Genomic DNA, 26,702 nt, shown 5'->3' on the forward strand with positions numbered 1-26,702 from the left:
CACTTCCGCAGAACGCAGAGGTGCAGAATTATCCAGATTGCGCAAAAAAATTCAACCTGATTTGATGGCTTATTTCCCGAGGAGACGCACCCGCATGGAACATCGCAAGCTCGGCCGTACCGACCTCAACGTCAGCGCCCTGTGCCTGGGCACCATGACCTGGGGTGAGCAGAACGATCAGGCGCAGGCCTTCGAGCAGATCGCCCGGGCCAAGAGCGGCGGGATCAACTTCATCGACACCGCCGAAATGTATCCGGTGCCGCCGCGCCCGGAGACCTACGCCGCCACCGAGCGAATCATCGGCAATTGGTTCGCAGCCAACCGCGATCGCGACCAGTGGATCCTCGCCAGCAAGGTCGCCGGCCCCGGCAACGGCATCAGCCATATCCGTGATGGCCAGCTCAAGCACAACCGCCAGCACATCGTCGCCGCCCTGGATGAGAGCCTCAAACGTCTGCAGACCGACCGCATCGACCTGTATCAACTGCACTGGCCAGAGCGCAGCACCAACTTCTTCGGCAAGCTGGGCTACCAGCACCTGCCTCAAGATCACTTCACGCCGCTGGAAGAAACCCTCGAGGTGCTCGATGAGCAGGTGCGCGCCGGCAAGATCCGCCACATTGGCCTATCTAATGAAACGCCGTGGGGCACGATGAAGTTCCTGCACCTGGCCGAGAGCCGCGGCTGGCCACGGGCGGTGTCGATCCAGAACCCCTACAACCTGCTCAACCGCAGTTTCGAGGTGGGCCTGGCCGAGGTGGCGATTCGCGAACAATGCGGCCTGCTGGCTTACTCGCCACTGGCGTTCGGCATGCTCTCGGGTAAATACGAAAATGGCGCGCGGCCGGCGCAAGGCCGCCTGACCTTGTTCAGCCGCTTTTCCCGCTACTCCAATCCGCAGACGGTCGCAGCCTGCAGCCGGTATGTGCAGGTGGCCCGCGAGCATGGCCTGGATCCGGCACAGATGGCCCTGGCGTTCGTCACGCGTCAGCCGTTCGTGACCAGCAACATCATTGGCGCGACCAGCCTGGAGCAGTTGGACAGCAACCTGGCGAGCGCCGACCTGGTGCTCGGTGATGAGTTGCTGGCGGCGATCGAGGCGATTCATCAGGAGCAGCCTAACCCGGCGCCCTGATTGCCTTCTTCCATGCGTGGGAGCGGGCTTGCCCCGCGATGACGTCGGTTATCCATCCAACATCGCAGGGCATGCCCGCTCCTCCCCCTACCAACCGAATCGCCTTCGATTCCCGGGGTAGACACAATCGCCAAAAAATAAGACGATCCAGCCGGTGATTGACCACTCTACCCTATAAGAACAATGACAATGATGTTTACCCAACCCTCCGCTTCACTGCGGCGCGTCAGCATTCTGGCTGTCGACAAAGTGTTCGCATCGACGCTGATGCAGGCCAAGGATTTCTTCCACCTGGCCAGCCTGCGCTACAGCAAACAGCTGGGCCTGGGCCTGCAACCGATGTTCGAGATCTGCCTGGTAAGCCCCGACGGCCAGCCGGTGGACAGTTTCAGCAACGTGCAGGTGCCGGTCGATGGCGGCCTGGGCGATGCCGATGTGATCATCCTCCCGGCGTTCTGGGACGACTTCGACAATCTCCAGCAACGCTACCCACACGTCCTGCCCTGGCTACGCGAGCAACATGCGCGTGGCGCGGTACTGTGCGGCGAGGCCAGCGGCGTGTTCTGGCTGGCCGAGGCCGGCCTGCTCGATGGCAAGGAGGCAACCACCTACTGGCGCTTCTTCGCCAGCTTCGCCGAACGCTTCCCCAAGGTGAAGCTCAATCAGGACAAGCACCTGACCGACGCTGACAACCTCTATTGCGCCGGCGGCACCACCTCGGCCTGCGATCTGTACATCTATCTGATCGAGCGTTTCTGCGGGGCCAACGTCGCCCGCGCCGTGGCCCGTGACATTCTGTATGAAGTGCAGCGCAGCTATACCCCAGGGCGAATGGGGTTTGGCGGACAAAAGCTGCATCAGGACCTGATCATCCTGCAGATTCAGCACTGGCTCGAAGAGCACTTCGCCGACAAGTTCCGCTTCGAGGACGTGGCCCGCAACCACGGCATGAGCATTCGCAACTTCATGCGCCGCTTCCAGACGGCGACTGGCGACAAGCCGTTGCACTACTTGCAGCGGCTGCGCATCGAGACGGCTAAAGGCCTGCTGTCGAGCACCCGCAAGAGCATCAAGACCATCAGCTATGAGGTGGGTTACGACGATGCCAGCTTCTTTGCCCGGCTGTTCCGCCAGCACACCGAATTGTCGCCGAACCAGTACCGGCAGCAGTTCATGCAGGAAGCGTGAAAGCAGCGAGGCCCCTGTAGGAGCGGGCTTGCCCCGCTCCTACAGGGGCAGTGGCACACTCAGGGCTTGTGTGCGCGCGACAGGAATTCGTGTGACTGCATCTCCAGCAAGCGGCTCAGGGTACGCTGGAACTCGAAGCTCAAGCGGCCTCCGGTGTACAGGTCCTTGAGCTCGACCTCGGCCGAGATGATCAGCTTGACGTTGCGGTCATAGAATTCATCGACCATGTTGATGAAGCGCCGGGCGATGTCATCGGTGGTCACGCCCATCTGCTCGACATTGCTCAACAACACGGCGTGGAAGATCTTCCCCAGCTCGATGTAGTCGTTCTGGCTGCGCGGCCCGTCGCACAGGGCGCGGAAGTCGAACCAGGCAACGTCATCGCAAGTACGCAGGGCGTGGATCTCGCGATTCTCGATCATCAGTACGTCGTTCTCGACGGCCTGGGTGCACTCCGGCGTCAGCGCCTTGAAGCTCTGGCGCAGGCTCTCGTGAGCCGCCGCGTCGAGTGGGTAGTGGAACAGTTCGGCCTGCTCCAAGTGACGCAGGCGATAGTCGACCCCGCTGTCGACGTTCACTACGTCGGTGTACTGCTTGATCATGGCAATCGCCGGCAGGAAGCGCGCACGCTGCAGACCATCCTTGTACAGACCGTCAGGGACGATGTTGGAGGTTGCCACCAAGGAGACGCCATTCTTGAACAGCTCTTCCATCAAGGTGCCGAGGATCATGGCATCGGTGATGTCGGAAACGAAGAATTCGTCGAAGCAAATGACCTTGGCTTCCTGGGAGAAACGCTTGGCGATCACCGTCAGCGGGTTCTTCTCGCCCTTGAGCGTGCGCATCTCTTCGTGCACGCGCTTCATGAAGCGGTGGAAGTGGGTACGCATCTTCTCTTTGAACGGCAGGGCCTCGAAGAAGGTGTCCACCAGGTAAGTCTTGCCCCGGCCTACCCCGCCCCAGAAGTACAGGCCCTTGACCGGCGTCTGGTCTTTCTTGCCGAACAGCTTGCCGAACACGCCCGGCTTGTTGTTCTGCGCCGCGACCAGATCGTCGTACAGACGCTGCAAATGACGCACCGCTGTTTCCTGCGCCGCGTCATGGAAGAAATCGGGACGTTTCAGATCTGCTTGATATCGTTCTAAGGGCGTCATAATTCGTTAGCGAGGTAACAAAAGCGGGCCGTCACTGTAGCGACGGGCCCGCATAATGGCAATCAGAGTTGCGGCGAAATGCCTCAGTCTGCCTGTGGTTGCAGTGCTGCACGCAAGCTGACCAGCGCTGCGTCGCGGCCGGTGGCGTCGGCGAACTGCGGGCCGTCGGCGACTTGCTCGCCTTCAAGCCACAGCGAGAAGCTCAGGCCATCGACCCGAACATCGGCATCACCACCCTGCTGCAGTTGCTTGCTGACAGCGCCCGCGGTCTTGCCGTCGGCAAAGCTGCGCGACAGCAGCAGTTGCTCACCGTCAGCAGCCAGCAGGCGGAAGCGGAAGCTGCCGTCGTCATCGCGGAAGCTGACGAAGCGGGCGCTCTTGGCAGCCTTCTTCTTCACTTCGCCGGTGCTTTGCACGCTGGTGCGGAACGAACGCAGGCCGACCGCTTCACGCAGTTGCTCAAGGAATGGCGTGGCGATCTTGCGCGCCTTGGTGGCGCCGGCCAAGAGAATGTCCTCAAGGTCTGCAGGGCGCGCGATCAACTGGTGGTAGTGCTCACGCGGCGCGGCCAGTTGGCCATCGAGCAATTGGAACAGGCGCTGCTTGGCCTCACCCCAGCCCAAGCCCTGCAGCAGTTCTTCACGGAATTCGGCCGACTGCGCCTGGGTCGAGAAGGCCTGGAATAGAGTGAACAAGTGCGAGTTGTCCGGATCCTTGGCCTCGCCCGGCGCGCGCGAGTCGGTGACGATCCGCGAGATGGCGTCCTTCATGTCCTTGGCGCTGCTGAACAACGGAATGGTGTTGTCGTAGCTCTTGGACATCTTGCGACCGTCCAGGCCTGGCAAGGTAGCCACGCTTTCTTCGATCACCGCTTCCGGCAGGGCGAAGAACTCCTTGCCCTGGCCGAACAGGTGGTTGAAGCGCTGGCCGATATCGCGGGCCATTTCCACGTGCTGGATCTGGTCACGGCCCACTGGCACCTTGTGGGCGTTGAACATCAGGATGTCGGCGGCCATCAGCACCGGGTAGCTGAACAGGCCCATGGTCACGCCGGCGTCCGGGTCTTCGCCGTTTTCCAGGTTCTTGTCCACCGAGGCCTTGTAGGCATGGGCGCGGTTGAGCAGACCTTTACCGGCGACGCAGGTCAGCAGCCAGGTCAGCTCGGGGATCTCAGGGATGTCGGACTGGCGGTAGAAGGTCACCTTGTCCGGATCCAGGCCGCCGGCCAGCCAGGTAGCGGCGATCTCCAGGCGCGAGCGCTGGATGCGCAGCGGGTCATCGCACTTGATCAGCGCGTGGTAGTCGGCCAGGAAGTAGAACGAGTCGGCACCGGGCTGTTGGCTGGCGAGAATCGCCGGGCGGATGGCCCCGGCGTAGTTGCCCAGGTGCGGGGTGCCGGTGGTGGTGATACCGGTAAGAATGCGCGTAGTCATGGGTAATCGCTTGATCAGGCTTGGCTCAGTTCGAAAGACGCGGCAGCACCAGATCCTTCAGATCGGTCAGCTTGCCATGGAAGAAGTGTCCGCATTCTGCCACTTTCAGCAGCTCATGGGGGCGCGACAGGGCGTCGGACCAATCGTAAACCAGCTGCGGATCGACCACCTCGTCGGTGTCTGGCTGGATCACGCTCAACGGGCAGCGCTGCGGCAATGGGAAGTCGGCGTTCAAACGCATCACCGCTGGCGCGACCATGAACAGGTGCTGCAAGGTTACACCAGTGGCCTCCAGGCGCCCGGCCAGGCTGGCGGCAACGAAGCCGCCGAAGGAGAAGCCCATCAACACCAGCGGCAGGTGCGGATGGGTAGCACGCACCCAGGCGGCGACCGCCTCGGCATCGTCTACTTCGCCTGCGCCCATGTCGTGGCTGCCCGCGCTTTGCCCGACCCCACGATAGTTGAAGCGTAACGTGGTGTATCCAGCATCACGGGCAGTGCGTTGCAGGGTCGAGACCACCTTGTTGAGCATGGTGCCGCCCTGGACCGGGTTGGGATGGCAGATCAATACCACCCCGCGCGGCTCGGCGACTTCCAGGTGCAAGGCTTCAAGTTGGCCGCAGGGGCCATCGATGAACAAAGGGGTTTCGCGGATAAGCAAATCACTACTCCGTGACCTCAGGAGGGGTCGACTCGTCTAGCTGATGAATTCTGTTCTGAAATATTTGCGATCGCTCGCGGTATACAGCGCAGGTCTGAGCCGTTAACGTAAAGCAAAGCCGTTTATAGAGGAAGGACTCGTGGAACTCTCGCTCCTTGTTTGGTTGTTGCCGACCCTGGCCCTGGTCGTCGGCGTAGTCGTCGGCTTCGTCGTGGCCCGCCTGCTGCCCAACGCTGCACCCAGCAGCACGCAACGCCAGCTGGATGACATCCAGCAGCGTTTTGACAGCTATCAGAACGAAGTGGTGACGCACTTCAACAGCACTGCTGCCCTGGTCCAACGCCTGACCCAGAGCTACCAGGATGTGCAGGATCACCTGGCCGATGGCGCCAACCGCCTGGCCCTCGACGAACTGACCCGTCAGCGCCTGCTGGCCGCCCTGCACTCGGAAGCGGCGCAAGGTCCACGTGACCGCCTGACCCCGCCGAAGGACACGGCTGAAGTACCGCGTGACTACGCGCCCAAGGCACCTAACTCGCCGGGCATGCTCGACGAGAGCTACGGGCTCAAGCGTTGATCAGGATGTAACGAACAAGGCCTCGCAAGAGGCCTTGTTTATTTGAGACACATTGACACTTGGCGTCACCTCCAGGATCAGCGGCACCAGGGCGCTTGTGAATCACTCAGCTGATAACGCGCCCTCGCCTGCCCCAGCACCTGCTCTGCCAACTGCCCCTGCTTGACAAGGCTATACAACGCCGCCATCACCACGCTATGCCGATCCACCTCGAAGAACTGGCGCAACGCCTGGCGCGTATCACTGCGCCCAAAGCCATCGGTGCCCAAGGTCATATAGGGCGCCTCGATGTATTCGGCAATCAGCTGCGGCCAGGCCCGCGCATAATCACTGGCGGCTATCACCGGCGCATCCCCTGCCAGGCAGCGGCGTACATGACTCTCTTCTTCGCCGCCCTGCCCCATCGCCGCAGACCGGCGCTCTTGCCGCGCTTCACGCGCCAGTTCACTGAAGCTGGTCACGCTGAACACGTCACTGTCGACCTGCCATTCGGTGGCCAACAGCTCGCTGGCGGCGATCACCTCCCGCAAGATCGCCCCTGAGCCCAACAACCGCACCTTGCCACGCGGATTCAGCGCCTGCTGTTGGCTAAAGCGGTACATCCCACGCAGCACATCCTCATAGGCCTGGGCAGCCAGTGTGGGTTGTGGATAGTTTTCATTCATCACCGCCACATAGTGGAATTCGTCGCATTGCTCGACCAACATGCGCCGCGCGGCGTAATCGAGGATGACTGCCAGCTCGCCAGCAAAGCACGGATCCCAGGCCCGGCAGTTAGGCACCAACGCGGCCATCACCAGGCTCGAACCATCCTGATGCTGTAACCCCTCACCGCCCAGTGTGGTGCGCCCGGCAGTTGCCCCGAGCAGTAAGCCCCGGGCACGCTGGTCGGCGGCAGCCCAAATCAAGTCACCGACGCGCTGGAAGCCGAACATCGAGTAATAGATGTACACCGGCAACATCGGCTCGCCGTGCACCGCGTAGGAGGTTGCCGCCGCCACCCAGGACGAAATCGCCCCTGCCTCGGTGATGCCTTCCTCAAGTAACTGGCCGTCGCGCGCTTCCTTGTAGGTCAGCAGCGAACCGGCGTCCTCAGGCTCGTAGCGCTGGCCACAAGACGAGTAGATGCCGATCTGGCGAAACAGGCTGGCCATGCCAAAGGTGCGCGCCTCGTCAGCCACGATCGGCACTACCCGCGGGCCCAGCTCCGGCGTCTTCAGCCAGCTGCCAAGCAAGCGCACGGCGGCCATGGTGGTGGACATCGGCTTGCCATCGGCGTGCAGGGCGAAACTGCCGAACGCTTGCAGATCCGGCACTGGCAGCCTGCGGCAGTCGCTGCGCCGCTGCGGCAAAAGTCCGCCCAAGGCGGCCCTGCGCTGGCGCAGGTAGAGCATCTCGGCGCTGTCCTCGGCGGGGCGATAGAACTGCAGCTGCTCCACCGCCTGGTCCGACAATGGCAAATGGAAGCGATCGCGAAACGCCAGCAGTGCCTGCACATCGAGCTTCTTGGCCTGATGCGCGGTCATCCGCGACTCACCGGCGCTGCTCATACCATAGCCCTTCTTGGTCTTGGCCAGGATCACCGTCGGCCGGCCCTTGCAGGCCTTGGCTGCGGCGTAGGCGGCATGCAGCTTGCGCATGTCGTGGCCACCGCGTCTGAGCGCATTGATCTGCTCTGAGCTCATGTGCTCGACCAGCCGCTGCAACGCCGGGCTTTGCTTGAAGAAATGCTCGAGGTTGTAGCTACCATCGTTGGCGCCCAGGGTCTGGAACTGGCCATCCGGGGTCGCTGCCAATTGGCGCAGCAGCGCATGCTCATGGTCACGGGCGAACAACGCATCCCATTCCGAACCCCACAGCACCTTGATCACATTCCAGCCGGCACCGCTGAACAGCGCCTCCAACTCCTGGATGATCTGCCCGTTGCCACGCACCGGGCCATCCAGGCGCTGCAAGTTGCAATTGATGATGAAAGTCAGGTTATCAAGGCCTTCGCGCGCCGCCAGGGTGAGTCCGGCAATCGATTCCGGCTCGTCCATCTCGCCATCGCCGAACACACCCCAGACGTGTCGCTGTGAAGTATCCAGCAGGCCGCGGTGCTGCAAATAACGCATGAAGCGCGCCTGGTACACCGCATTGATCGGGCCAAGGCCCATGGAGCCGGTCGGGAACTGCCAGAACTCGGGCATCAGCCAAGGGTGTGGATAAGAGCACAAGCCATTGCCTGCGACTTCCTGGCGGTAGTTGGCCAACTGCGCCTCGCTCAAGCGCCCTTCGAGAAAGGCGCGGGCATAGATGCCTGGTGCCGAATGCGGCTGGAAGAACACCAGGTCCGCACTGCGCTGCTCACCGCCGCCCTCGCCCCGGAAGAAGTGCTGAAAACCCACTTCGAAAATCTCCGCCGCCGAGGCGTAGCTGGCGATATGACCGCCCAGATCGCCATAGGCATGGTTGGCCCGGACCACCATCGCCAGGGCGTTCCAGCGCAGGATACTGGTGATGCGCTCGTCCAGCTCAAGGTCACCGGGATAAACGCCCTGCTGCTCCACCGGCAAGGTGTTGCGATAGGCGGAAAAAGCCTGGGTATCGCGCTCCAGGCCCAGCTCCAGGGCATGGGCCTGTAACCGCTGCAACAAGTAGCGCGCCCGCGCCGGGCCGCAGTGGGCCAAGGTCGACTCCAGCGCTTCACACCATTCAGCGGTCTCGCCGGGGTCGCTGTCCAGATCGGCATCTTCGGCGCTCAGCGGCTCATTGGGATTCATCATCGCTACCATGGCATCGCCTCATCCCTGAAGGTTTTGTAGAGCCGCGCAGGCCCTGCGGGAGCGGGCTTGCCCGCAAAGAAGCCATCACCCACTGCTCAGGCACACAGCCGAAGTGCCTGCTCAATGTCAGCAAGCAGATCATCGACATCTTCCAACCCCACCGACAACCGCACCAACCCTTCGGAAATCCCGTGATGCGCACGCTCCTCTGGGGTGTAGCTGGAGTGGGTCATGCTGGCCGGATGCTGGGCCAGCGACTCGGCATCGCCCAGGCTCACGGCCCGGCTGAACAGTTGCAGGGCATTCATGAAACGCCTGCCAGCCTCGATGCCACCCTTGAGCTCAAAGGCGATCATCCCGCCCGGCTGGCGCATTTGCCGCTGCGCCAGCGCGTACTGCGGGAAGCTCGGCAGCCCTGGGTAATGCAGCAGCTCCACCTGGGGCTGCTCTTGCAGATACTCCGCCACCTGGCGAGCATTGGCGCAATGCCGATCCATGCGCAGGGCCAGCGTCTTGAGACCGCGCATCAGCAGCGAAGCATCGTGCGGCGACAGTACCGCGCCGGTCATGTCCTTGAGCCCTTCCAGGCGAATACGATCGACCAGCGCCTTGCGCCCGACCACTAGCCCGGCCGTGATATCGCCATGGCCGCTGAGGTACTTGGTGGCCGAGTGCACCACCAGGTCCGCGCCCAGTTCCAGCGGGCGCTGTAGATAAGGCGTGCAGTAAGTATTGTCGACCACCACCCGAATGTCATGGCCAGCAGCGGCCGCCACCACAGCCGCGATATCGACCAACTGCATGTTGGGGTTGGCCGGCGACTCGAAGTAGATCATTCGCGTCTTCGGCGTGATCGCGGCCTTGAGCGCCTGTAGATCGTTGAGATCCACATGCTGCACCTTGACCCCAAATTCGCCGATACCGTGATGCAGATAGGCAAAGGTACAGCCATACAGCGTGCGCCCGACGATCAGCTCATCGCCAGGGCGCAGCAAGGTCCACAAGGTCGAGGTGATCGCGCCCATCCCCGAAGCCAACGCCAGCCCCGCCTCGCCGCCCTCCAGCGAAGCCATGCGCTGCTCCAGCAGGGCCAGGGTCGGGTTGGAAATGCGGCTGTAGAAGTGCCCCGGCTCTTCGCCGGCAAAGCAGGCAGCGCCGTATTCAACAGTGGGGAAGGCATAGGTCGCGGTTTGATACACCGGCGGTACCAGCGCGCCACCGTGGGAAAGCGGGTCGTAACCGTGGTGAATCGCTCGCGTGGAAAACCCTGAATTATTGTTGGAGTCGCGCATGGCAACAGCCTCGTGTGGTTTGTTATAAGCTTATGCCAACGAGCTGCCGGGATTTTTCCAAAGTTGCCCACGCAAGCGGGTGCTTCTTGGAACAAAAACAACAATTAGCCACCCTGGAGGGTAAACCATGCCTTCGACTCTCGACCGCACCGACCGCGCCCTGCTTGCGGCCCTGCAAGACAACGCCCGCCTCACCGTTTCCGAGCTCGCCGACCAGGTCGCGCTGACCACTTCGCCGTGCTGGCGGCGGGTCAAACTGCTCGAAGACAACGGCTATATCACCGGCTATCAGGCCATTCTCTCGCCCAAGTCACTGGGTTTTGGCGTCACCGCCTTCGTCAGCATCATGATGGATTCGCACACCAAGGAAATCGCCCTGGCGTTTGAAAAGCGGCTGCTGGAGATTCCCGAAATCGTTGCCTGCCACAACATTTCCGGGCGCTATGATTTTTTGCTGGAGATCCTGGCGCGGGACTTGGAGTCGTTTGGCGAGTTCACCCGGGAAGTGCTGCAGCGGTTGCCGGGGGTGAAGGAGATTTATTCGAGTTTCTCGTATAAGGCGGTCAAAGAGCGACGGGTGATTCCGGTAACAGAAAAGCATATTTAGGACGCCTCCTACTCATGGGCAGGCATTGCCCTACTTTTTAGATCTGCTGTTCCCGACTTACAAAAAATAGTGCATTTGACAGATTTGCCGTGTAGCGATCATGGAGAACCTACATGGCTAAACAACAGACAGTACATCTCGAAAATACACATGTAACCGCAAATCCTGTACTTCATCTCACAGAAGCTGTTTACATAAGTGCCGAGCCTATTGACCGGAAACCTCTGGTGCCACTTCAATCCGGTGGCGGGGGACCTGGCTACGGTGGCTGGGGAATGGACGCAGGACAACCACGAGGCACCTCCCTTTCTAAAAGCCAAATCGGTAAGGAGTTGGCCTGGCGCAGTATATACGGAGAAGAACAGCTAACGATCATGCGCATCCATGCGCGACATTACGCTCCGCAGCTCAAACAACTCTCTGCTCAGATAGCGTCAGAACGCACGAACATTGAACAGCAGGCCATGAAATCCGGTGGCTCGCGCGCCCAAATAGTTGGGAAACAGCAAAAGCTTTCGATTCTGAGTATTCAGCAAAAGCGCATCGATTACCTGCAAACTCTACCGCAAGCGGTAAGCTTCTACGGCGCGATACCCTTCTTTAAACGCTACGACTCATTCTCTACTCGTATGAATGATCCCGGCGCGTTCCCTGGGCATCTCACTCGACAGGGTGCTAAAAAGCTCTGGACTACTTTCGATGCTTCCGTAGACGCTGCCTATAAATTGCATCTGCAGGCAGAAAAAATCCAGGCACTGGCAAACGACCTCCCCACGCTTGCTCGTCAACTGGATCATGCCGAGCTTCAAGAACAGCCCACCAACCTGCCCACGATCATCACACGCAGGGCCGCACAAATACTGCTGGAGCGACAGATTTGCTTCGACTGCCTGCCCAGCCTCTTGCAGCATGAGCTAGTTGAACTCACCAAGCACGAAAAGCCTTCAAAACTTGAGCAGAATCTAGCCGTTAGTCTGACTGCCGCTGGCAAGCTGATTAACCTCAAAAGATCGCAAGTCCCTCCGTTCAAGGAGCGTAACTCAAAAATTAAAAGTCCTCTCTCCAAACCGGAGGTCGAGGCACTGCTGCACCTTGTTGATGATCAGGCCAAACGGCGTGCGGGCCAACTTTGGAAAGACTATCACCGCGCGCTTGCGCTGAACGAGTCGATCCGCTATTTGCAACAGTTCTCAGCGGCGCTGACCGCTCTTCGCCAACGTGCATTGGAATTTGAGCGTCTGCAGGTTCAGCATGCGAACTCCTTGAAACAAAAACAAGAAGCCGAACGGAAGGCAAGGGAAATAGCTCAAAAGGTCCAGGCTGAGCGTCGGGCCAAGGAGGCGGCCCAAAAATCTGAAGCCGCACGCAAGGCCAAGGAAGTTGCACAAAAAGCGGAGGCTGAACGTAAAGCCAAGGACGCCGCCCAAAAAGCTGAAGCAGCGCGCAAGGCCAAGGAAGTTGCACAAAAAGCGGAGGCTGAACGTAAAGCCAAGGACGCCGCCCAAAAAGCTGAAGCGCAGCGACGCGAGCTGGCGGATGCTGAAAGACGCCGTACCAGCTACAACGCGATTGGCAGCACCTCGGCTTCGCTGCCACTAATTCTGCCGCTGGGGCCTGCGACTTTCGCAATCTCGCAAGCAGCCTACACGGCATTACAAACTGCCACCCGAGCGGCAGTTGCAAACATAGCCGTGTCTGTCGTGCCCGCTATTGGGAGAGCGTTGATCGCAACCCTCTCCTTGGCCTGGCCATCGACACTAGGCAACAGCGAGCGGCGCTACCTGATCAGCGTGCCACTTAGCGATTTGTCACCCCCTGGCGGGCCGAACTTATCCGCACTGGCGATGACCTCGAAGAGCATTGACCTGCCCTACCTTCTCACAGCAACTGAAACAGCTGAGGAACTGAGCCTCTACGTAGAGTCTGGAGGCAGAGCTATCCCCGTGCGTGCCGCTGGCTTCGACTCTGAGCGGCAACTATATACCGTGGCGCTGGATAATCCCCAACGCTTCCTCACCTGGACACCCGCCAGTGCGCCAGGCAGTGAACACGGTAGCTCGACCAGCCTTCTGCCAGTACCTCCCGGTACGATTGTTTATAGCGGCAGCAGCCTCAATCCGGTCATCTCGGAGCAGGAGCAGGAGCAGTATCCAGCCCTAGACCTTGATCAGGAACGATTGATCGTTACCTTCCCACTCGACTCGGGGTTACCGCCCATTCTGGTGGTGTTCAAGAGTCCGCGATTCGAGCCGGGAGTCGCCGTCGGACAGACGCCACAAGTTTCTGGAGCGTGGCCTGGAGAAACTGCACGTGTAGAAGGCGCCCCGATTCCAGCACATATTGCTGATCTTCTCAGGGGCGTAGATTTCAAAAATTTCGACGGCTTTCGAACGAGGCTATGGAAGGCTGTTGCAAACGATCCTGAGCTGTCAAAACAATTCGACGAAAGAAGCTTGCAACGTATGAAGAAATTTGGATATGCGCCATTAGTACCCGACAGCGAAATTTATATGAGTCAGGCAGCCTACGTACTGCACCACACCGTACCAATAAGCGAAGGTGGCGGAGTTTATGACATGAACAACATTAGAATCGTCACACCGCGATCCCATAATAAAATCCACTATGGAGGCAAGGAATGATCCTTAAACCAAAACTCAGCGACTATACAGAAAAGGATTTTCTCGATTTTATAGCGGAGATAGACAAAGCAAATGAGAACGAGCCTGATAATGTGCTCACACCTTTGCTAATGCACTTTAGAAAAATAACTGAGCACCCCTCTGGAATAGACCTATTATATAGGCCCACCACTAAAAAGGCAGGAGAGCCAGCGGAGGTTCTCAGAATTGTCAAGGAATGGCGGCTAGCCAATGGCAAGGACGGCTTCAAACCGTCCTAAATATTACACTAAAAGGCCCTGACCTCAGGGCCTTTTATTGTTTGCCTGATCGTAGGTAAGGCGTAGGAAACCTCTGAATTAACTGCAGTTCGCCTCGCAAGAATTAACCTACGCGAGCGCCAAAAATCACTTACAGTTTATTCGGCCAGCGAAAACTATTTCCCTTACGTATTCCAAGCGATCATCAATACCTGCAATTGCACTAGCAGCGGGCTGACTCTCCCTGCTCATCGCTTGTCGTCACTTACGCAGGTAAATACTCATGGCCGCCTACCTACCCCGGCACATCACCAGCAAACTGGCAGGGCACACATTCGAAAGTTTCGAGCAATATTCCATGGCCTTCTGGATGGCGATTGCCGAAGACCCGGTCTACTCCCAGCAGTTCATCAGTGCTCAGCTGCATCGAATCAAACAAGGCTGGCCACCCCGTGCGCCGTTCAAGGACACTGCAAAGGGGCTGCGCTCCTATGAGATCCGCCACCTCGACTCACCCGAGTTTGGTGGCTCGCCGTATGACGCATACAACCTGAGGGTCATGAGCGCCCTGCAATTTGCGCTTTCGTCGGAGTTTCCGTGGTGATCCTTGATAGAACCAGCCTCGCTGATTACAGCTATGGCGAGTTCAAGGCGCTGGTCGAGGAGTTGATCCAGGCCGCCGGGACGCGCGCCTGGCAGGACCGTTTGCTTGAGCATTTCATTGAGCTGGTGGGACACCCATCCGGCTCCGACCTGATCTACAACCCGGCCTCGGGGAAGGATGAAAGCGCTGAGCAGATTGTCCAGCGTGTAATTGCCTGGCGGACGGCAGAGGGGCTGGTTTGTTTGCGCGAGTCGCCATGACAGCGCAAAAAAAACCCGCCGAGGCGGGTTTTTTCATGCAGCGCTAGCGATCAGATCGCGCCGCGCTGGCGCAACACGTCCAGCACCTGCTTGACGCCTTCTTCAACACTGCTGTTCTGGGTATCGATCACCAGGTCGGCATCCAGCGGTACATCGAACGGGAAGCTTTCACCCGGGATGTTGTCGCCACCGGCAGCGTACAGGCCTTGCGGGTCGCGCTCGCGGCAGGCAATCGGCGATGCCTGTACGTACACGGTCACCAGGCGTTCTTTGCCGATCAGTGCCTTGGCCTGTTCGCGGCCTTCGGCATCCGGGGCGACGAAGGCGGCCAGGGTCAGCAGGCCGGCTTCGTTGAACTGGCGCGCGACGTGGGCAGCACGGCGCCAGTTCTCGGTGCGACCGGCGCGGTCCTGTGGCAGGCCTTTATTCAGGTCGTGACGCAGGTTCTGGCCATCGAGCACGTACACCGCACGGCCCATGTCGAACAGCTTGCGCTCAACGGCATAGGCCAGGGTGCTCTTGCCAGCGCCAGAGAGGCCGCTGAACAGCACGGTAGCCGGCTGCTGGCCGAAGCGCAGGGCGCGCTCTTCGGTGGCAACGTGGGCCAACTTGCCATGCTGGCCGGTGCTGCCATGCGGCAGCACTGGCGGGGCGATGATCATGCCGGCGCCAACGGTGCCGTTGGTCAGGCGGTCGATGACGATGAATGCACCGGTGGTGCGGTTGCTGTCGTAACCGTCCAGCGCGATAGCGGCGTCGAGGCTGACCTTGACCTGGCCGATCTCGTTCAGCTGCAGCGCGCTAGCGGCGCCCTTCTCAAGGGTGTTCACATCGACCTTGTGGCTGATGCTGGCAATCGAGCCGGGCACGTAGCTGGTGGCGCGCTTGATGTCGTATTTCTTGCCTGGGAGCATCGGCTCTTCAGCCATCCACACCAACATGGCGTCGAACTGATCGGTCACCGGTGGGACGTTGTCGGCATGCACCAGCAGGTCGCCACGGGAGATGTCGATCTCGTCTTCCATGGTCAGGGTCACGGCCTGGCCTGGACCTGCGTTTTCCAACTCACCTTCGTAGGTGACGATCGACTTGACCCGGCTGCTCTTGCCCGACGGCAGCACGACGATTTCATCGCCCTTGTGCACCACACCGCTGGCCAGGGTGCCGGCAAAGCCGCGGAAGTTCAGGTTCGGCCGGTTGACGTACTGCACCGGGAAGCGCAGGTCGGTGAAGTTGCGGTCGGCGGCAACTTCAACGGTCTCGAGGATTTCCATCAACGCAGGGCCCGTGTACCACGGCGAACGCTCGCTGCGGTTGACCACGTTGTCGCCCTTGAGCGCCGACATCGGCACGAAGTGCAGGCTGCTCGGCGTCAGGTTGATGGCCTCGGCAAACTTCAGGTAGTCGGCCTTGATCGACTCGAACACGCCTTCATCGAAGCCCTTGAGGTCCATCTTGTTGACCGCAACGACGATGTGCTTGATGCCCAGCAACGAGGCAATGTAGCTGTGTCGGCGGGTCTGGGTCTGCACGCCGTAACGGGCGTCGACCAGGATGATCGCCAGATCGCAAGTCGAGGCACCGGTGGCCATGTTACGGGTGTACTGCTCGTGGCCCGGGGTGTCGGCGATGATGAACTTGCGTTTGGCGGTGGAGAAATAGCGGTAGGCGACATCGATGGTGATGCCCTGCTCACGCTCGGCCTGCAGGCCATCGACCAGCAGCGCCAGGTCGACTTCTTCGCCAGTGGTGCCGGACTTCTTGGAGTCACGGGTGATGGCCTCGAGGTGGTCCTCGTAGATCATCTTGGAGTCGTGCAGCAGGCGCCCGATCAGGGTGCTCTTGCCATCATCGACGTTGCCGCAGGTGAGGAAACGCAGCAGTTCTTTACGCTCGTGCTGAGCCAGATAAGCGACGATGTCTTCGCTGATCAAATCGGATTGGTGCGACATGGAGTAACCCTGAAAATTAGAAGTAGCCCTGACGTTTTTTGTCTTCCATGGAGCCTGCGCCATCGTGGTCGATGACCCGGCCCTGGCGCTCGGAAGTGCGCGTCAGGAGCATTTCCTGAATGATGTCGGTCAGGCTCTCGGCTTCCGACTCGACAGCACCCGTCAACGGGTAGCAGCCGAGGGTACGGAAACGCACCTTCTTCTTGACGATGCGCGCTTTCTCTTCCTCGGAGAGGTGCTCGAGGATGCGCTCGTCGTCGATCATGATCAGGGTGCCGTTCTTCTCGATGACGTCACGCTCGGCGGCGAAGTACAGCGGCACGATTGGGATGCCTTCGAGGTAGATATACTGCCAGATGTCCAGTTCGGTCCAGTTCGACAGGGGGAAGACGCGGATCGACTCGCCCTTGTTGACCTTGCCGTTGTAGACGTTCCACAACTCCGGACGCTGGTTTTTCGGATCCCAGCGATGCTTGCTGTCACGGAACGAATAAACCCGCTCCTTGGCCCGCGATTTCTCTTCGTCACGGCGCGCACCACCGAAGGCGGCGTCGAAGCCGTACTTGTCCAGCGCCTGCTTGAGGCCCTGGGTTTTCATGATGTCGGTGTGCTTGGAGCTGCCATGGGTGAACGGGTTGATGCCCTGCGCCACACCCTCAGGGTTGACGTGGGTGATCAGCTCCAGGCCCATTTCCTCGACCATCTTGTCGCGGAAGCTGTACATCTCCTGGAATTTCCACTGGGTGTCGACGTGCATCACCGGAAACGGCAGCTTGCCCGGGAAGAAGGCCTTGCGCGCCAGGTGCAGCATCACGGCGGAGTCTTTGCCGATCGAGTACAGCATCACCGGGTTGTCGAACTCGGCGGCCACCTCGCGGATGATGTGGATGCTTTCCGCCTCCAGCTGTTTCAAGTGCGTCAGTTTGTCGACCATGGCTACTCACGTAAAACGATACGATCTTATGGACGGCCAAGCGGGCCGTGTTCGAGCGAGCCACTTTATCACAGCACCTGATTCTATTTAGGAGGCTGGCTAGATCGAAACAATCTAACCATATGACTGGGGGTTTGGGGCGCATGGGGCCTGCTGTGCAGGCCATCGCAGGCAGGCCGGCTCCTACAGGATCGATGAGCCGCAAAGCGGCCCAACGCTCGATCAGATCGGATTAGGGCAATCGATGAACAGGTGCTCCACAGCAAACCGCCGCGCCAGGTAATCGCCCAGTGCCTGCACGCCATACCGCTCGGTAGCATGGTGCCCGGCAGCGATGAAGCTGATGCCATTCTCGCGAGCGCTGTGGAAGGTCTGCTCGGAAGCTTCGCCGCTCAGAAACAGATCGACACCCTCGGCAATCGCCGTGTCGATGTAGCCCTGGCCGCCGCCTGTGCACCAACCAATGCGCCGCACCAGTTGATCACCCTCGATCAACAGCGGCTCACGGCCCAGCGCTTCCTGCACACGCCGGGCAAAGTCGCGCGCCGACATCGCCTCACTCAGCGAGCCGACCATGCCGACCACTTTCGGGTTGTTCGGATCCAGCGGCCCTTCGACGGTAATCCCCAACTGGTGCGCCAACTGCACGTTGTTGCCCACCTCCGGATGCACATCCAGCGGCAGGTGGAACGTCAGCAGGCTGATGTCATGCTTGAGCAAGGTCTTCAACCGGCGCTGCTTGATGCCGGTGATGCACGGGTTCTCGCCTTTCCAGAAATAACCGTGGTGGACCAGGACCAGATCCGCTTGCGCCTCGACAGCAGCATCGAGCAACGCCTGGCTGGCAGTGACGCCCGTGACGATCCGGCTGACCTGCGGCCGCCCCTCGACCTGCAGGCCATTGGGGCAGTAATCCTGGATCTTGGCGCTGGACAGGTAGCGCTCGGCTTCCTCGACCAGGGTGCTGAGGGCGACGGCCATGGAAAATCTCCTCGAAATCTGCACATTCGGCGGGCGCAACGCCCGTATAATGGCCGCCATTATGGGCCGTCGCCGGACTCGGGGAAACCGGCGATAGTCGCCTGGGGCATATGGCAATCGCGGGGCAAGCCCGCCCCCCTCGGATCAGCGCGGCCTGCGTAGGAGCGGGCTTGCCCCGCGATCGTAGCCGTCGCCGAGCATACTTTTGACGTGTATGATCGCGCGCGCTTGCATCCCGGCCCACTCTGCAACGGCCCCTGCCCCACTCCCAGGATTCATTCGATGCTCAAGGTTCTGCGTTACTTTGGCTGGCCACTGCTTACCGGCATATTGATTGCCCTGCTGGTGATCCAGCGCTTCCCCGAATGGGTCGGCCTGCCCAGCCAGGACGTCAACCTGCAACAAGCACCGCAAACCACGCGGATCATGCAGGGCCCAGTGTCGTATGCCGACGCGGTGACGCTGGCCGCCCCGGCGGTGGTCAACCTGTACACCACCAAGGTGGTGAACAAGAGCGCCCACCCGCTGTTCGAAGACCCGCAGTTCCGCCGTTTCTTCGGCGACAACCTGCCCAAGCAGCGCCGCTGGGAGTCGAGCCTGGGTTCGGCGGTAATCATGAGCCCCGAGGGCTACCTGCTGACCAACAACCACGTCACCAGCGGCGCCGACCAGATCGTCGTGGCCCTCAAGGACGGCCGCGAAACCCTGGCGCGGGTGATCGGCAGCGACCCGGAAACCGACCTCGCGGTGCTGAAGATCGACCTCAAGAGCCTGCCGGCGATTACCATTGGCCGCTCCGACAACATTCACATCGGCGACGTCTCGCTGGCCATCGGTAACCCGTTCGGCGTCGGCCAGACCGTGACCATGGGCATCATCAGCGCCACCGGCCGTAACCAGCTGGGGCTGAACAACTACGAAGACTTCATCCAGACCGACGCCGCCATCAACCCGGGCAACTCCGGTGGTGCGCTGGTCGATGCCAACGGCAACCTGGTCGGTATCAACACGGCGATCTTCTCCAAATCCGGCGGCTCGCAGGGCATTGGTTTCGCCATTCCGGTCAAGCTGGCGCTGGAGGTGATGAAGTCGATCATCGAGCACGGGCAGGTGATCCGTGGCTGGCTGGGTATCGAAGTACAACCGCTGAGCCAGGAGCTGGCCGAGTCGTTTGGCCTTGAGGGGCGGCCAGGGATCGTCGTGGCGGGGATTTTCCGCGATGGCCCGGCGCAGCGCGCAGGCTTGCAGCTGGGTGACGTGATTCTGAGCATCAATGGCGAACCGGCCGGCGATGGCCGCAAGTCGATGAACCAGGTGGCGCGGATCAAGCCGACCGACAAGGTGGCCATCGAGGTGATTCGCAATGGGCAGCAGCTCAAGCTGATTGCCGAGGTGGGGCTGCGGCCGCCACCGGCGCCGGTGGCCAAAACCGAGGAGAAGTGAGGTTCAGTCTAGGTAGAGTTTCAGCCTAGCCAGCGAACCTTGTGGGAGCGGGCTTGCCCCGCGATAGCGTTAGTTTGATCGGACGCTATCGCGGGTCAAGCCCGCTCCCACGAGTGCGTTTTATCAGTGCAGGATCTGGCTCAAGAACAGCTTGGTCCGATCACTGCGCGGCCGGTCGAAGAAATCATCCGGCGCCGCCTGTTCGACGATCTCACCCTTGTCCATGAAGATCACCCGGTTCGCCACGGTCCGGGCAAAGCCCATCTCGTGGGTCACGCAGAGCATGGTCATGCCGTCCTCGGCCAAGCCGACCATGGTATCGAGCACTTCCTTGACCATCTCCGGATCGAGCGCCGACGTCGGCTCATCGAACAGCATGATCTTCGGCTTCATGCACAGCGCCCGGGCAATCGCCACCCGCTGCTGCTGGCCACCAGACAACTGCCCCGGAAACTTGTGCGCCTGCTCGGGAATACGCACCCGCTCAAGGTAGTGCATGGCGATTTCCTCGGCCTTGCGCTTGGGCATCTTGCGCACCCACATCGGTGCCAGGGTGCAGTTCTGCAGAATGGTCAGGTGCGGGAACAGGTTGAAGTGCTGGAACACCATGCCCACCTCGCGGCGGATCGCTTCGATCTGCTTGAGGTCGTTGGTCAGCTCGACGCCATCGACGACGATACGCCCTTGCTGATGCTCTTCCAGGCGGTTGAGGCAACGGATGGTGGTCGACTTGCCCGAGCCCGACGGGCCGCACAGGACGATACGCTCGCCTTGGCGCACATTCAGGTTGATGTCCTTGAGCACATGGAACTGGCCGTACCATTTGTTCACGCCCTGCATCTGGATGATGCCTTCGGGGCCAGCAGGCTGCTTGATCGCTTCACTCATATGCAAACTCCTAACGCTTGTGGCCAGTGTCCAGCTTGTGCTCCAGATGCATGGAGTAGCGGGACATACCGAAACAGAAAATCCAGAACACCAGGGCCGCGAACACGTAGCCCTCGGTCGCCATACCCAACCAGGCCGGGTCTGCCGCCGCCTGCTTGACGCTGTTGAGCAGGTCGAACAGGCCGATGATGATTACAAGGCTTGTATCCTTGAACAGGGCAATGAAGGTGTTGACGATGCCGGGGATGACCAGCTTGAGCGCCTGCGGCAGGATCACCAGGCCCATCGCCCGCCAGTAACCCAGGCCCATCGCCGCAGCGGCCTCGTACTGGCCCTTGGGAATCGCCTGCAAGCCACCGCGCACCACCTCGGCGATGTACGCCGACTGGAACAGGATCACCCCGATCATCGCCCGCAGCAGCTTGTCGAAGCTCATGCCCTCGGGCAGGAACAGCGGCAGCATCACCGACGACATGAACAGCACGGTAATCAGCGGCACGCCGCGCCAGAACTCGATGAAGGTCACACAGACCACCTTCACCGCCGGCATGTGCGAGCGTCGGCCCAATGCCAGCAAGATGCCCAACGGCAACGCGCCGACAATACCGACAGTGGCGATCACCAGGGTCAGCATCAAGCCACCCCATTGGCTGGTCGGCACCGTGGCCAGGCCCAGGCTGCCGCCATGCAGCAGCACATAGGCGACGATGGGGTACAGGACCAGGAAGCCCAGGCCGTAGATCGCCTTGCGCGGGAAGCGACTGATGAACAGCGGCGCTGCGCCGATCACCGCCAGCCATACCGTCAGGTCGACGCGCCAGCGCAATTCGCTGGGGTAGTAGCCATACATGAACTGGCCGAAGCGCTGCTGGATGAACACCCAGCAAGCGCCTTCCTTGGTGCAGTCGGCACGGGTGGTACCGACCCAGTTGGCATCGATCAGCGACCACTGCAACAGCGGCGGCACGATCAACCACACCAGGTAAAGGGCGAACAGGGTCAGCAGGGTGTTAAGCCAGCTGGAGAACAGATTGGCACGCATCCATGCGAGCACGCCGACGGTTTTCACCGGTGGCGGCATATCGGGTTTGAAAACATGGGCATTCACGGGCGTATCCTCACCGCTCGATCAGCGCTATGCGCTTGTTGTACCAGTTCATCAGCAGCGAAATGCTGATGCTGATGGCGAGATAGACACTCATGGTGATGGCAATCACCTCGATGGCCTGGCCGGTCTGGTTGAGCACGGTACCGGCGAACAGCGAGACCATCTCCGGATAGCCGATACCGGCGGCCAGGGACGAGTTCTTCGCCAGGTTCAGGTACTGGCTGGTCAGTGGCGGAATGATCACCCGCAGGGCCTGGGGGATGATCACCTTGCGCAGGGTCGGGCCCTCGCGCAGGCCAAGCGAACGCGCAGCTTCGGTCTGGCCATGGCTGACCGAACGGATCCCTGAGCGCACGATCTCGGCAATGAAGGCTGCGGTATAGATGGTCAGCGCCAGGGTCAATGCCAGCAACTCCGGGATCAGCACCCAGCCGCCGACGAAGTTGAAACCCTTGAGCTGCGGCACTTCCCAGTGCACCGGGCTACCGAACAGCAGCGCGCACACGCTAGGAATGCCAAGCAACAGCAGCAAACCCACCCAGAACTTGTGAAACGGCTCGCCAGTCTCATCGAACCGTTTGTTGGCATGTCGGACCATCAGCACCACCGCGACGATGGCCAGCAGCACCGCGGCAACGAACGGCCAGAACCCGTCCGCCATGGACGCGCCGGGCATGTTCAGGCCGCGGTTGCTGATAAAGAACATGTCGTCGATGTTGATGCTGCCACGGGGTCCGGGCAGGGTCAGAAACACCGCGAAGTACCAGAACAGGATCTGCAACAGCGGCGGAATGTTGCGGAAGGTCTCCACATACACGGTCGCCAGCTTGTTGATCATCCAGTTCGGCGATAACCGCGCCACGCCGACGATAAAGCCCAGCAAAGTCGCCAGGATGATGCCGATGAAGGTCACCAGCAGGGTGTTGAGCAGGCCAATGACGAACACCCGCGCATAGCTGTCCGACTCCACGTAGGGAATCAGGTGCTGGGCGATGCCGAAGCCGGCACTGCGTTCGAGGAAGTCAAAGCCCGAGGTGATGCCACGGTGCTGCAGGTTGGTCTGGGTATTGTGGAACAGGTACCAACCCAGACCGACCACGAATGCCACCGTGACGATCTGGAACAGCCACGCACGCACACGTGGATCGCTCAGGGAAAACCCCTTTTGTGCGCCGATTTGATTTTGCATGAAGTGCCCCGGAAAAAAGGGATCAGAACAGCCTGCGGCGGCGGAATGCCGCCGCAGGGTGCAGCCATCAGCGCACAGGTGGCGCGTACTGGATGCCGCCGTTGTTCCACAGGGCGTTCAAGCCACGATCGATTTGCAGGGGGGTGCTTTTGCCCAGGTTCTTCTCGAACACTTCGCCGTAGTTACCCACTTGCTTGACGATCTGTACGACCCAGTCCTTGGGCAGCTTGAGGTCCTTGCCGTATTCGCCGTCAGCGCCGAGCAGACGAGCGTTGTCCGGGTTCTTGCCCGACTTGGCTTCGGCCTCGACGTTCTTCGAGGTGATGCCCGCCTCTTCCGCGTTGAGCATGGCGAACAAGGTCCACTTGACGATGCTGAACCACTCTTCATCGCCTTTGCGTACCACGGGGCCCAGAGGTTCCTTGGAGATGGTTTCCGGCAGTACCACGTACTCGGTCGGTGCAGCCAGCTTGGAGCGCTGTGCATAGAGCTGCGACTTGTCCGAAGTAAGCACGTCGCAACGGCCGGATTCGAGCGACTTGGCGCTCTCGTCGGAGGTGTCGAAGGTGATCGGGGTGTACTTCAGGCCATTGGCACGGAAGTAGTCGGAGACGTTCAGCTCGGTGGTGGTACCGGCCTGGATGCACACGGTAGCGCCGTCGAGCTCCTTGGCACTGGAGACGCCGAGCTTCTTGTTGACCAGGAAGCCGATGCCGTCGTAGTAGGTAACACCGGCGAATACCAGGCCCATGCCGGCATCGCGCGAGCTGGTCCAGGTGGTGTTGCGCGAGAGTACGTCGACTTCGCCGGACTGCAGCGCGGTGAAGCGCTCCTTGGCGTTGAGCTGGCTGAACTTGACCTTGGTGGCGTCGCCGAACACGGCGGCGGCCACGGCGCGGCAGACATCGGCGTCGATACCGACGATGTTGCCTTTGGCATCAGGTACCGAGAAACCCGGAAGGCCATCGCTCACGCCACACTGGACGAAGCCCTTCTTCTTTACCGCATCGAGGGTAGCGCCGGCTTGGGCGAAACTGGTGGCGCCCAGCGCGGCGGCAGCGGTCAGGACTGCCAGGGTGGTTTTCAACATCTTCATTCACAACCTCCAAATCGCTCTTGTTGTATCGAGCCGGAATTGCACCGCACCCTTATGAGGCGCATCCGACCCTTGTTGGCTTGTTTTTGGGTCAATTGGCGCAATGAGCTGTTCTATGACAGCCTTTGTATCCGTACGAGGGGTGTTACCGGCATGGGGCCATCCCTTCGCATCACTCGATTCATAGCAAAGCGCGTACCACAGTCGAAGGCTTAAGCGTTTAAGCGGTAGTCAAGTAGGAAAAGTTGTAGAGTTGCGACATCTATTTCTGGCATTCACTACAGATGCCTTCTTTTTACGCACCACTTAAGCCAGCGCGCACACTTTCGGAGCAGTCATGACCCAACCGCTGATTCTCGAACCGCAAAATACCGCCGACGCCTGTGTGATCTGGTTGCACGGACTGGGGGCCGACCGTTACGACTTCCTACCGGTGGCCGAATTTCTTCAGGAGCGCCTGCTCAGTACCCGCTTCGTCATGCCCCAGGCCCCGACCCGCCCGGTGACCATCAACGGCGGCTATCAGATGCCCAGCTGGTACGACATCAAGGCCATGACCCCAGCCCGCGCCATTGACGAGGCGCAACTGGATGAATCGGCCGAGCAGGTGATCGAACTGATCAAGGCCGAGCAAGCCAAGGGCATCAACCTGGCGCGGATCATCCTTGCTGGTTTCTCCCAGGGTGGCGCGGTGGTACTGCACACTGCCTATATAAAGTGGCAAGAAGCACTGGGCGGCGTGATTGCCCTGTCCACCTATGCCCCGACCTTCAGCGAAGGCCATCAGCTCAGCGCCTGCCAGCAGCGCACGCCGGCCCTGTGCCTGCATGGCGTGCATGACCCGGTGGTGATCCCGTCCATGGGCCGCACGGCCTTCGAATACCTCAACAGCTGGGGCGTCGCCGCGCGCTGGCATGAATACCCGATGGAGCACGAGGTGGCCGTGGCAGAGCTGTCCGACATCCACGATTGGCTGAGTGAACGCCTGCGCTGAGTCAGGCCGTATGTAGTTGGCTGTGCATTGCGCTACGCCGCACCCGGTTCTTGCATTACACTGCCGGGCGTACATTCCTTAACCAATTGATGAGACGACCGTGCTCAAGGCACTTAAAAAAATATTCGGCAAGGGAGACGCCGCGCCTCAGGCCGTGGAACCCGATGCCCGCGTGATTACGCCCGCGCCTGCGGTCCAACCGCCGGCACCCCAGGCCCAGCCCAGCGCCAAAGCGCCAGCTCCAGCGCCTGCCAGCCCTCGCGTCGACAAGCCCGTACAGGACAAGCCGCGCCGCGAGCGCAAACCCAAGCCACAAGCCAGCCTGTGGAAACCAGAAGACTTCGTCGTCGAGCCACAAGAAGGCAAGACCCGCTTCCATGACTTCAAGCTCTCCAACGAGCTGATGCATGCCATCCAGGACCTGGGCTTCCCCTACTGCACCCTCATCCAGGCCCAAGTGCTGGGTTACACCCTGCGCGGCCAGGACGCCATTGGTCGGGCGCAGACCGGCACCGGCAAGACCGCCGCGTTCCTGATCTCGATCATTTCCCAGCTGCAGCAGACCCCGGCGCCGAAAGAGCGCTACATGGGCGAGCCGCGCGCGCTGATCATCGCCCCAACCCGTGAGCTGGTGGTACAGATCGCCAAGGACGCCGCGGCGCTGACCAAGTACAGCGGCCTGAACGTGATGACGTTCGTCGGCGGCATGGACTTCGACAAGCAGCTCAAGGCCCTCGAAGCGCGTCACTGCGACATCCTGGTAGCCACTCCAGGGCGCCTGCTGGACTTCCACCAGCGCGGCGAAGTGCACCTGGACATGGTCGAGGTGATGGTGCTCGACGAAGCCGACCGCATGCTCGACATGGGCTTCATCCCCCAGGTGCGGCAGATCATCCGCCAGACCCCACCCAAGAGCGAGCGCCAGACCCTGCTGTTCTCGGCGACCTTCACCGACGATGTGATGAACCTGGCCAAGCAATGGACGACCAACCCTGCGATCGTCGAGATCGAACCGGAGAACGTTGCCAGCGAGACCGTCGAGCAGCACGTCTATGCCGTGGCCGGCAGCGACAAGTACAAGCTGCTGTACAACCTGGTGACCCAGCAGAAGTGGGAACGGGTGATGGTCTTTGCCAACCGCAAGGATGAAGTGCGGCGCATCGAAGAGCGCCTGGTGCGCGACGGCATCAACGCCGCCCAGTTGTCCGGTGACGTGCCGCAGCACAAGCGCATTCGTACCCTGGAAAACTTCCGAGAGGGGCGCATCACCGTGCTGGTCGCCACCGACGTGGCCGGGCGCGGGATTCACATCGATGGCATCAGCCACGTGATCAACTTCACCCTGCCGGAAGATCCGGATGACTACGTGCACCGCATTGGCCGTACTGGTCGTGCCGGGGCTGCGGGTGTGTCGATCAGTTTTGCCGGTGAGGATGATTCGTATCAGTTGCCAGCGATCGAAGAGCTGCTGGGGCGCAAGATCAAGTGCGAGATGCCACCTGACGAGTTGCTGCAGGCAGTACCGCGCAAGCATCACTGACAGGCGTAGTGTGGAAGGCA

The 26,702-nt window shown here is 60.6% G+C and carries 23 protein-coding genes; 11 read left to right on the plus strand and 12 right to left on the minus strand.

Going from position 1 to position 26,702, the window contains the following annotated elements:
• The first annotated feature begins 94 nt into the window (after positions 1-94).
• Positions 95-1,135: an NADP(H)-dependent aldo-keto reductase gene (locus tag HU737_RS17720; RefSeq protein ID WP_186553851.1), complete on the plus strand. Its 1,041-nt coding sequence runs from the start codon at positions 95-97 to the stop codon at positions 1,133-1,135.
• Positions 1,136-1,426: 291 nt separating this feature from the next.
• Positions 1,427-2,323, plus strand: a complete 897-nt coding sequence (locus tag HU737_RS17725; RefSeq protein WP_186553992.1) for a GlxA family transcriptional regulator — start codon at positions 1,427-1,429, stop codon at positions 2,321-2,323.
• Between the two features lie 59 nt (positions 2,324-2,382).
• Here HU737_RS17725 and zapE read toward each other — a convergent pair whose 3' ends face one another.
• From zapE to HU737_RS17740, 3 genes are all read right to left on the minus strand, one after another.
• Positions 2,383-3,477, minus strand: coding sequence for a cell division protein ZapE (zapE, locus tag HU737_RS17730; RefSeq protein ID WP_186553850.1), 1,095 nt, complete (start codon positions 3,475-3,477; stop codon positions 2,383-2,385).
• Between the two features lie 83 nt (positions 3,478-3,560).
• Positions 3,561-4,910 carry a tryptophan--tRNA ligase gene (locus HU737_RS17735; RefSeq protein ID WP_186553849.1) on the minus strand — a complete coding sequence of 450 codons (1,350 nt, stop codon included), beginning with the start codon at positions 4,908-4,910 and terminating at the stop codon, positions 3,561-3,563.
• Between the two features lie 25 nt (positions 4,911-4,935).
• Positions 4,936-5,571 carry an alpha/beta hydrolase gene (locus HU737_RS17740; protein WP_186553848.1) on the minus strand — a complete coding sequence of 212 codons (636 nt, stop codon included), beginning with the start codon at positions 5,569-5,571 and terminating at the stop codon, positions 4,936-4,938.
• A 139-nt stretch (positions 5,572-5,710) separates the two neighbouring features.
• Here HU737_RS17740 and HU737_RS17745 point away from each other — a divergent pair, with 139 nt between their 5' ends.
• Entirely contained in the window at positions 5,711-6,148 is a 438-nt protein-coding gene (locus HU737_RS17745; RefSeq protein ID WP_186553847.1) for a Z-ring associated ZapG family protein, read from the plus strand.
• A gap of 77 nt (positions 6,149-6,225) precedes the next feature.
• Here HU737_RS17745 and mdeB read toward each other — a convergent pair whose 3' ends face one another.
• Positions 6,226-8,922 (minus strand): alpha-ketoglutarate dehydrogenase, encoded by a 2,697-nt coding sequence (gene mdeB / locus HU737_RS17750; RefSeq protein WP_186553846.1) that lies wholly within the window; start codon positions 8,920-8,922, stop codon positions 6,226-6,228.
• An 86-nt stretch (positions 8,923-9,008) separates the two neighbouring features.
• Positions 9,009-10,205 carry a methionine gamma-lyase gene (locus tag HU737_RS17755; protein ID WP_186553845.1) on the minus strand — a complete coding sequence of 399 codons (1,197 nt, stop codon included), beginning with the start codon at positions 10,203-10,205 and terminating at the stop codon, positions 9,009-9,011.
• Between the two features lie 127 nt (positions 10,206-10,332).
• On the opposite strand from HU737_RS17755, the gene HU737_RS17760 reads away from it, so the two are divergent.
• The 5 genes from HU737_RS17760 (at position 10,333) to HU737_RS17780 (ending at position 14,557) form a co-directional block, all read left to right on the plus strand.
• A complete protein-coding gene (locus HU737_RS17760; protein WP_186553844.1) occupies positions 10,333-10,812 on the plus strand; it encodes an Lrp/AsnC family transcriptional regulator in 480 nt (159 codons plus the stop codon).
• A 113-nt stretch (positions 10,813-10,925) separates the two neighbouring features.
• Positions 10,926-13,454, plus strand: a complete 2,529-nt coding sequence (locus HU737_RS17765) for an S-type pyocin domain-containing protein (RefSeq protein WP_225915618.1) — start codon at positions 10,926-10,928, stop codon at positions 13,452-13,454.
• Positions 13,451-13,714, plus strand: a complete 264-nt coding sequence (locus HU737_RS17770; RefSeq protein WP_186553843.1) for a bacteriocin immunity protein — start codon at positions 13,451-13,453, stop codon at positions 13,712-13,714. Before HU737_RS17765 ends, HU737_RS17770 begins: the two co-directional genes overlap by 4 nt.
• 262 nt (positions 13,715-13,976) lie before the next feature.
• Complete coding sequence (locus HU737_RS17775) at positions 13,977-14,297, plus strand: pyocin-S2/colicin E7-DNase domain-containing protein (RefSeq protein ID WP_186553842.1); 321 nt, start codon at positions 13,977-13,979, stop codon at positions 14,295-14,297.
• Positions 14,294-14,557: a bacteriocin immunity protein gene (locus HU737_RS17780; protein WP_312155007.1), complete on the plus strand. Its 264-nt coding sequence runs from the start codon at positions 14,294-14,296 to the stop codon at positions 14,555-14,557. Before HU737_RS17775 ends, HU737_RS17780 begins: the two co-directional genes overlap by 4 nt.
• A 50-nt stretch (positions 14,558-14,607) precedes the next feature.
• Here the strand turns inward: HU737_RS17780 and cysN are convergent, their stop codons facing one another.
• From cysN to HU737_RS17795, 3 genes are all read right to left on the minus strand, one after another.
• Positions 14,608-16,509: a sulfate adenylyltransferase subunit CysN gene (cysN, locus tag HU737_RS17785; RefSeq protein WP_186553840.1), complete on the minus strand. Its 1,902-nt coding sequence runs from the start codon at positions 16,507-16,509 to the stop codon at positions 14,608-14,610.
• A gap of 16 nt (positions 16,510-16,525) precedes the next feature.
• Positions 16,526-17,443, minus strand: coding sequence for a sulfate adenylyltransferase subunit CysD (gene cysD / locus HU737_RS17790; RefSeq protein WP_186553839.1), 918 nt, complete (start codon positions 17,441-17,443; stop codon positions 16,526-16,528).
• A 222-nt stretch (positions 17,444-17,665) separates the two neighbouring features.
• Entirely contained in the window at positions 17,666-18,424 is a 759-nt protein-coding gene (locus HU737_RS17795; protein WP_186553838.1) for a Nif3-like dinuclear metal center hexameric protein, read from the minus strand.
• Positions 18,425-18,706: 282 nt separating this feature from the next.
• Here HU737_RS17795 and algW point away from each other — a divergent pair, with 282 nt between their 5' ends.
• Positions 18,707-19,867: a Do family serine endopeptidase AlgW gene (gene algW, locus HU737_RS17800; RefSeq protein WP_186553837.1), complete on the plus strand. Its 1,161-nt coding sequence runs from the start codon at positions 18,707-18,709 to the stop codon at positions 19,865-19,867.
• Between the two features lie 123 nt (positions 19,868-19,990).
• Here algW and HU737_RS17805 read toward each other — a convergent pair whose 3' ends face one another.
• The 4 genes from HU737_RS17805 to HU737_RS17820 all read right to left on the minus strand — a co-directional run bounded on the left by HU737_RS17805 (position 19,991) and on the right by HU737_RS17820 (position 24,148).
• On the minus strand, positions 19,991-20,755 hold the full coding sequence (locus HU737_RS17805; protein ID WP_186553836.1) for an amino acid ABC transporter ATP-binding protein: 765 nt from the start codon (positions 20,753-20,755) through the stop codon (positions 19,991-19,993).
• A 10-nt stretch (positions 20,756-20,765) separates the two neighbouring features.
• Entirely contained in the window at positions 20,766-21,863 is a 1,098-nt protein-coding gene (locus HU737_RS17810; RefSeq protein ID WP_186553835.1) for an amino acid ABC transporter permease, read from the minus strand.
• A 10-nt stretch (positions 21,864-21,873) separates the two neighbouring features.
• On the minus strand, positions 21,874-23,052 hold the full coding sequence (locus HU737_RS17815; protein ID WP_186553834.1) for an amino acid ABC transporter permease: 1,179 nt from the start codon (positions 23,050-23,052) through the stop codon (positions 21,874-21,876).
• 67 nt (positions 23,053-23,119) lie between these two features.
• A complete protein-coding gene (locus tag HU737_RS17820; protein WP_186553833.1) occupies positions 23,120-24,148 on the minus strand; it encodes an amino acid ABC transporter substrate-binding protein in 1,029 nt (342 codons plus the stop codon).
• Between the two features lie 337 nt (positions 24,149-24,485).
• Here HU737_RS17820 and HU737_RS17825 point away from each other — a divergent pair, with 337 nt between their 5' ends.
• A complete protein-coding gene (locus HU737_RS17825) occupies positions 24,486-25,142 on the plus strand; it encodes an alpha/beta hydrolase (RefSeq protein ID WP_186553832.1) in 657 nt (218 codons plus the stop codon).
• Between the two features lie 100 nt (positions 25,143-25,242).
• On the plus strand, positions 25,243-26,682 hold the full coding sequence (rhlB, locus tag HU737_RS17830) for an ATP-dependent RNA helicase RhlB (RefSeq protein ID WP_186553831.1): 1,440 nt from the start codon (positions 25,243-25,245) through the stop codon (positions 26,680-26,682).
• The last annotated feature ends 20 nt before the right edge of the window (positions 26,683-26,702 follow it).

This window comes from Pseudomonas urmiensis (genome assembly GCF_014268815.2).
Lineage (GTDB): Bacteria > Pseudomonadota > Gammaproteobacteria > Pseudomonadales > Pseudomonadaceae > Aquipseudomonas > Aquipseudomonas urmiensis.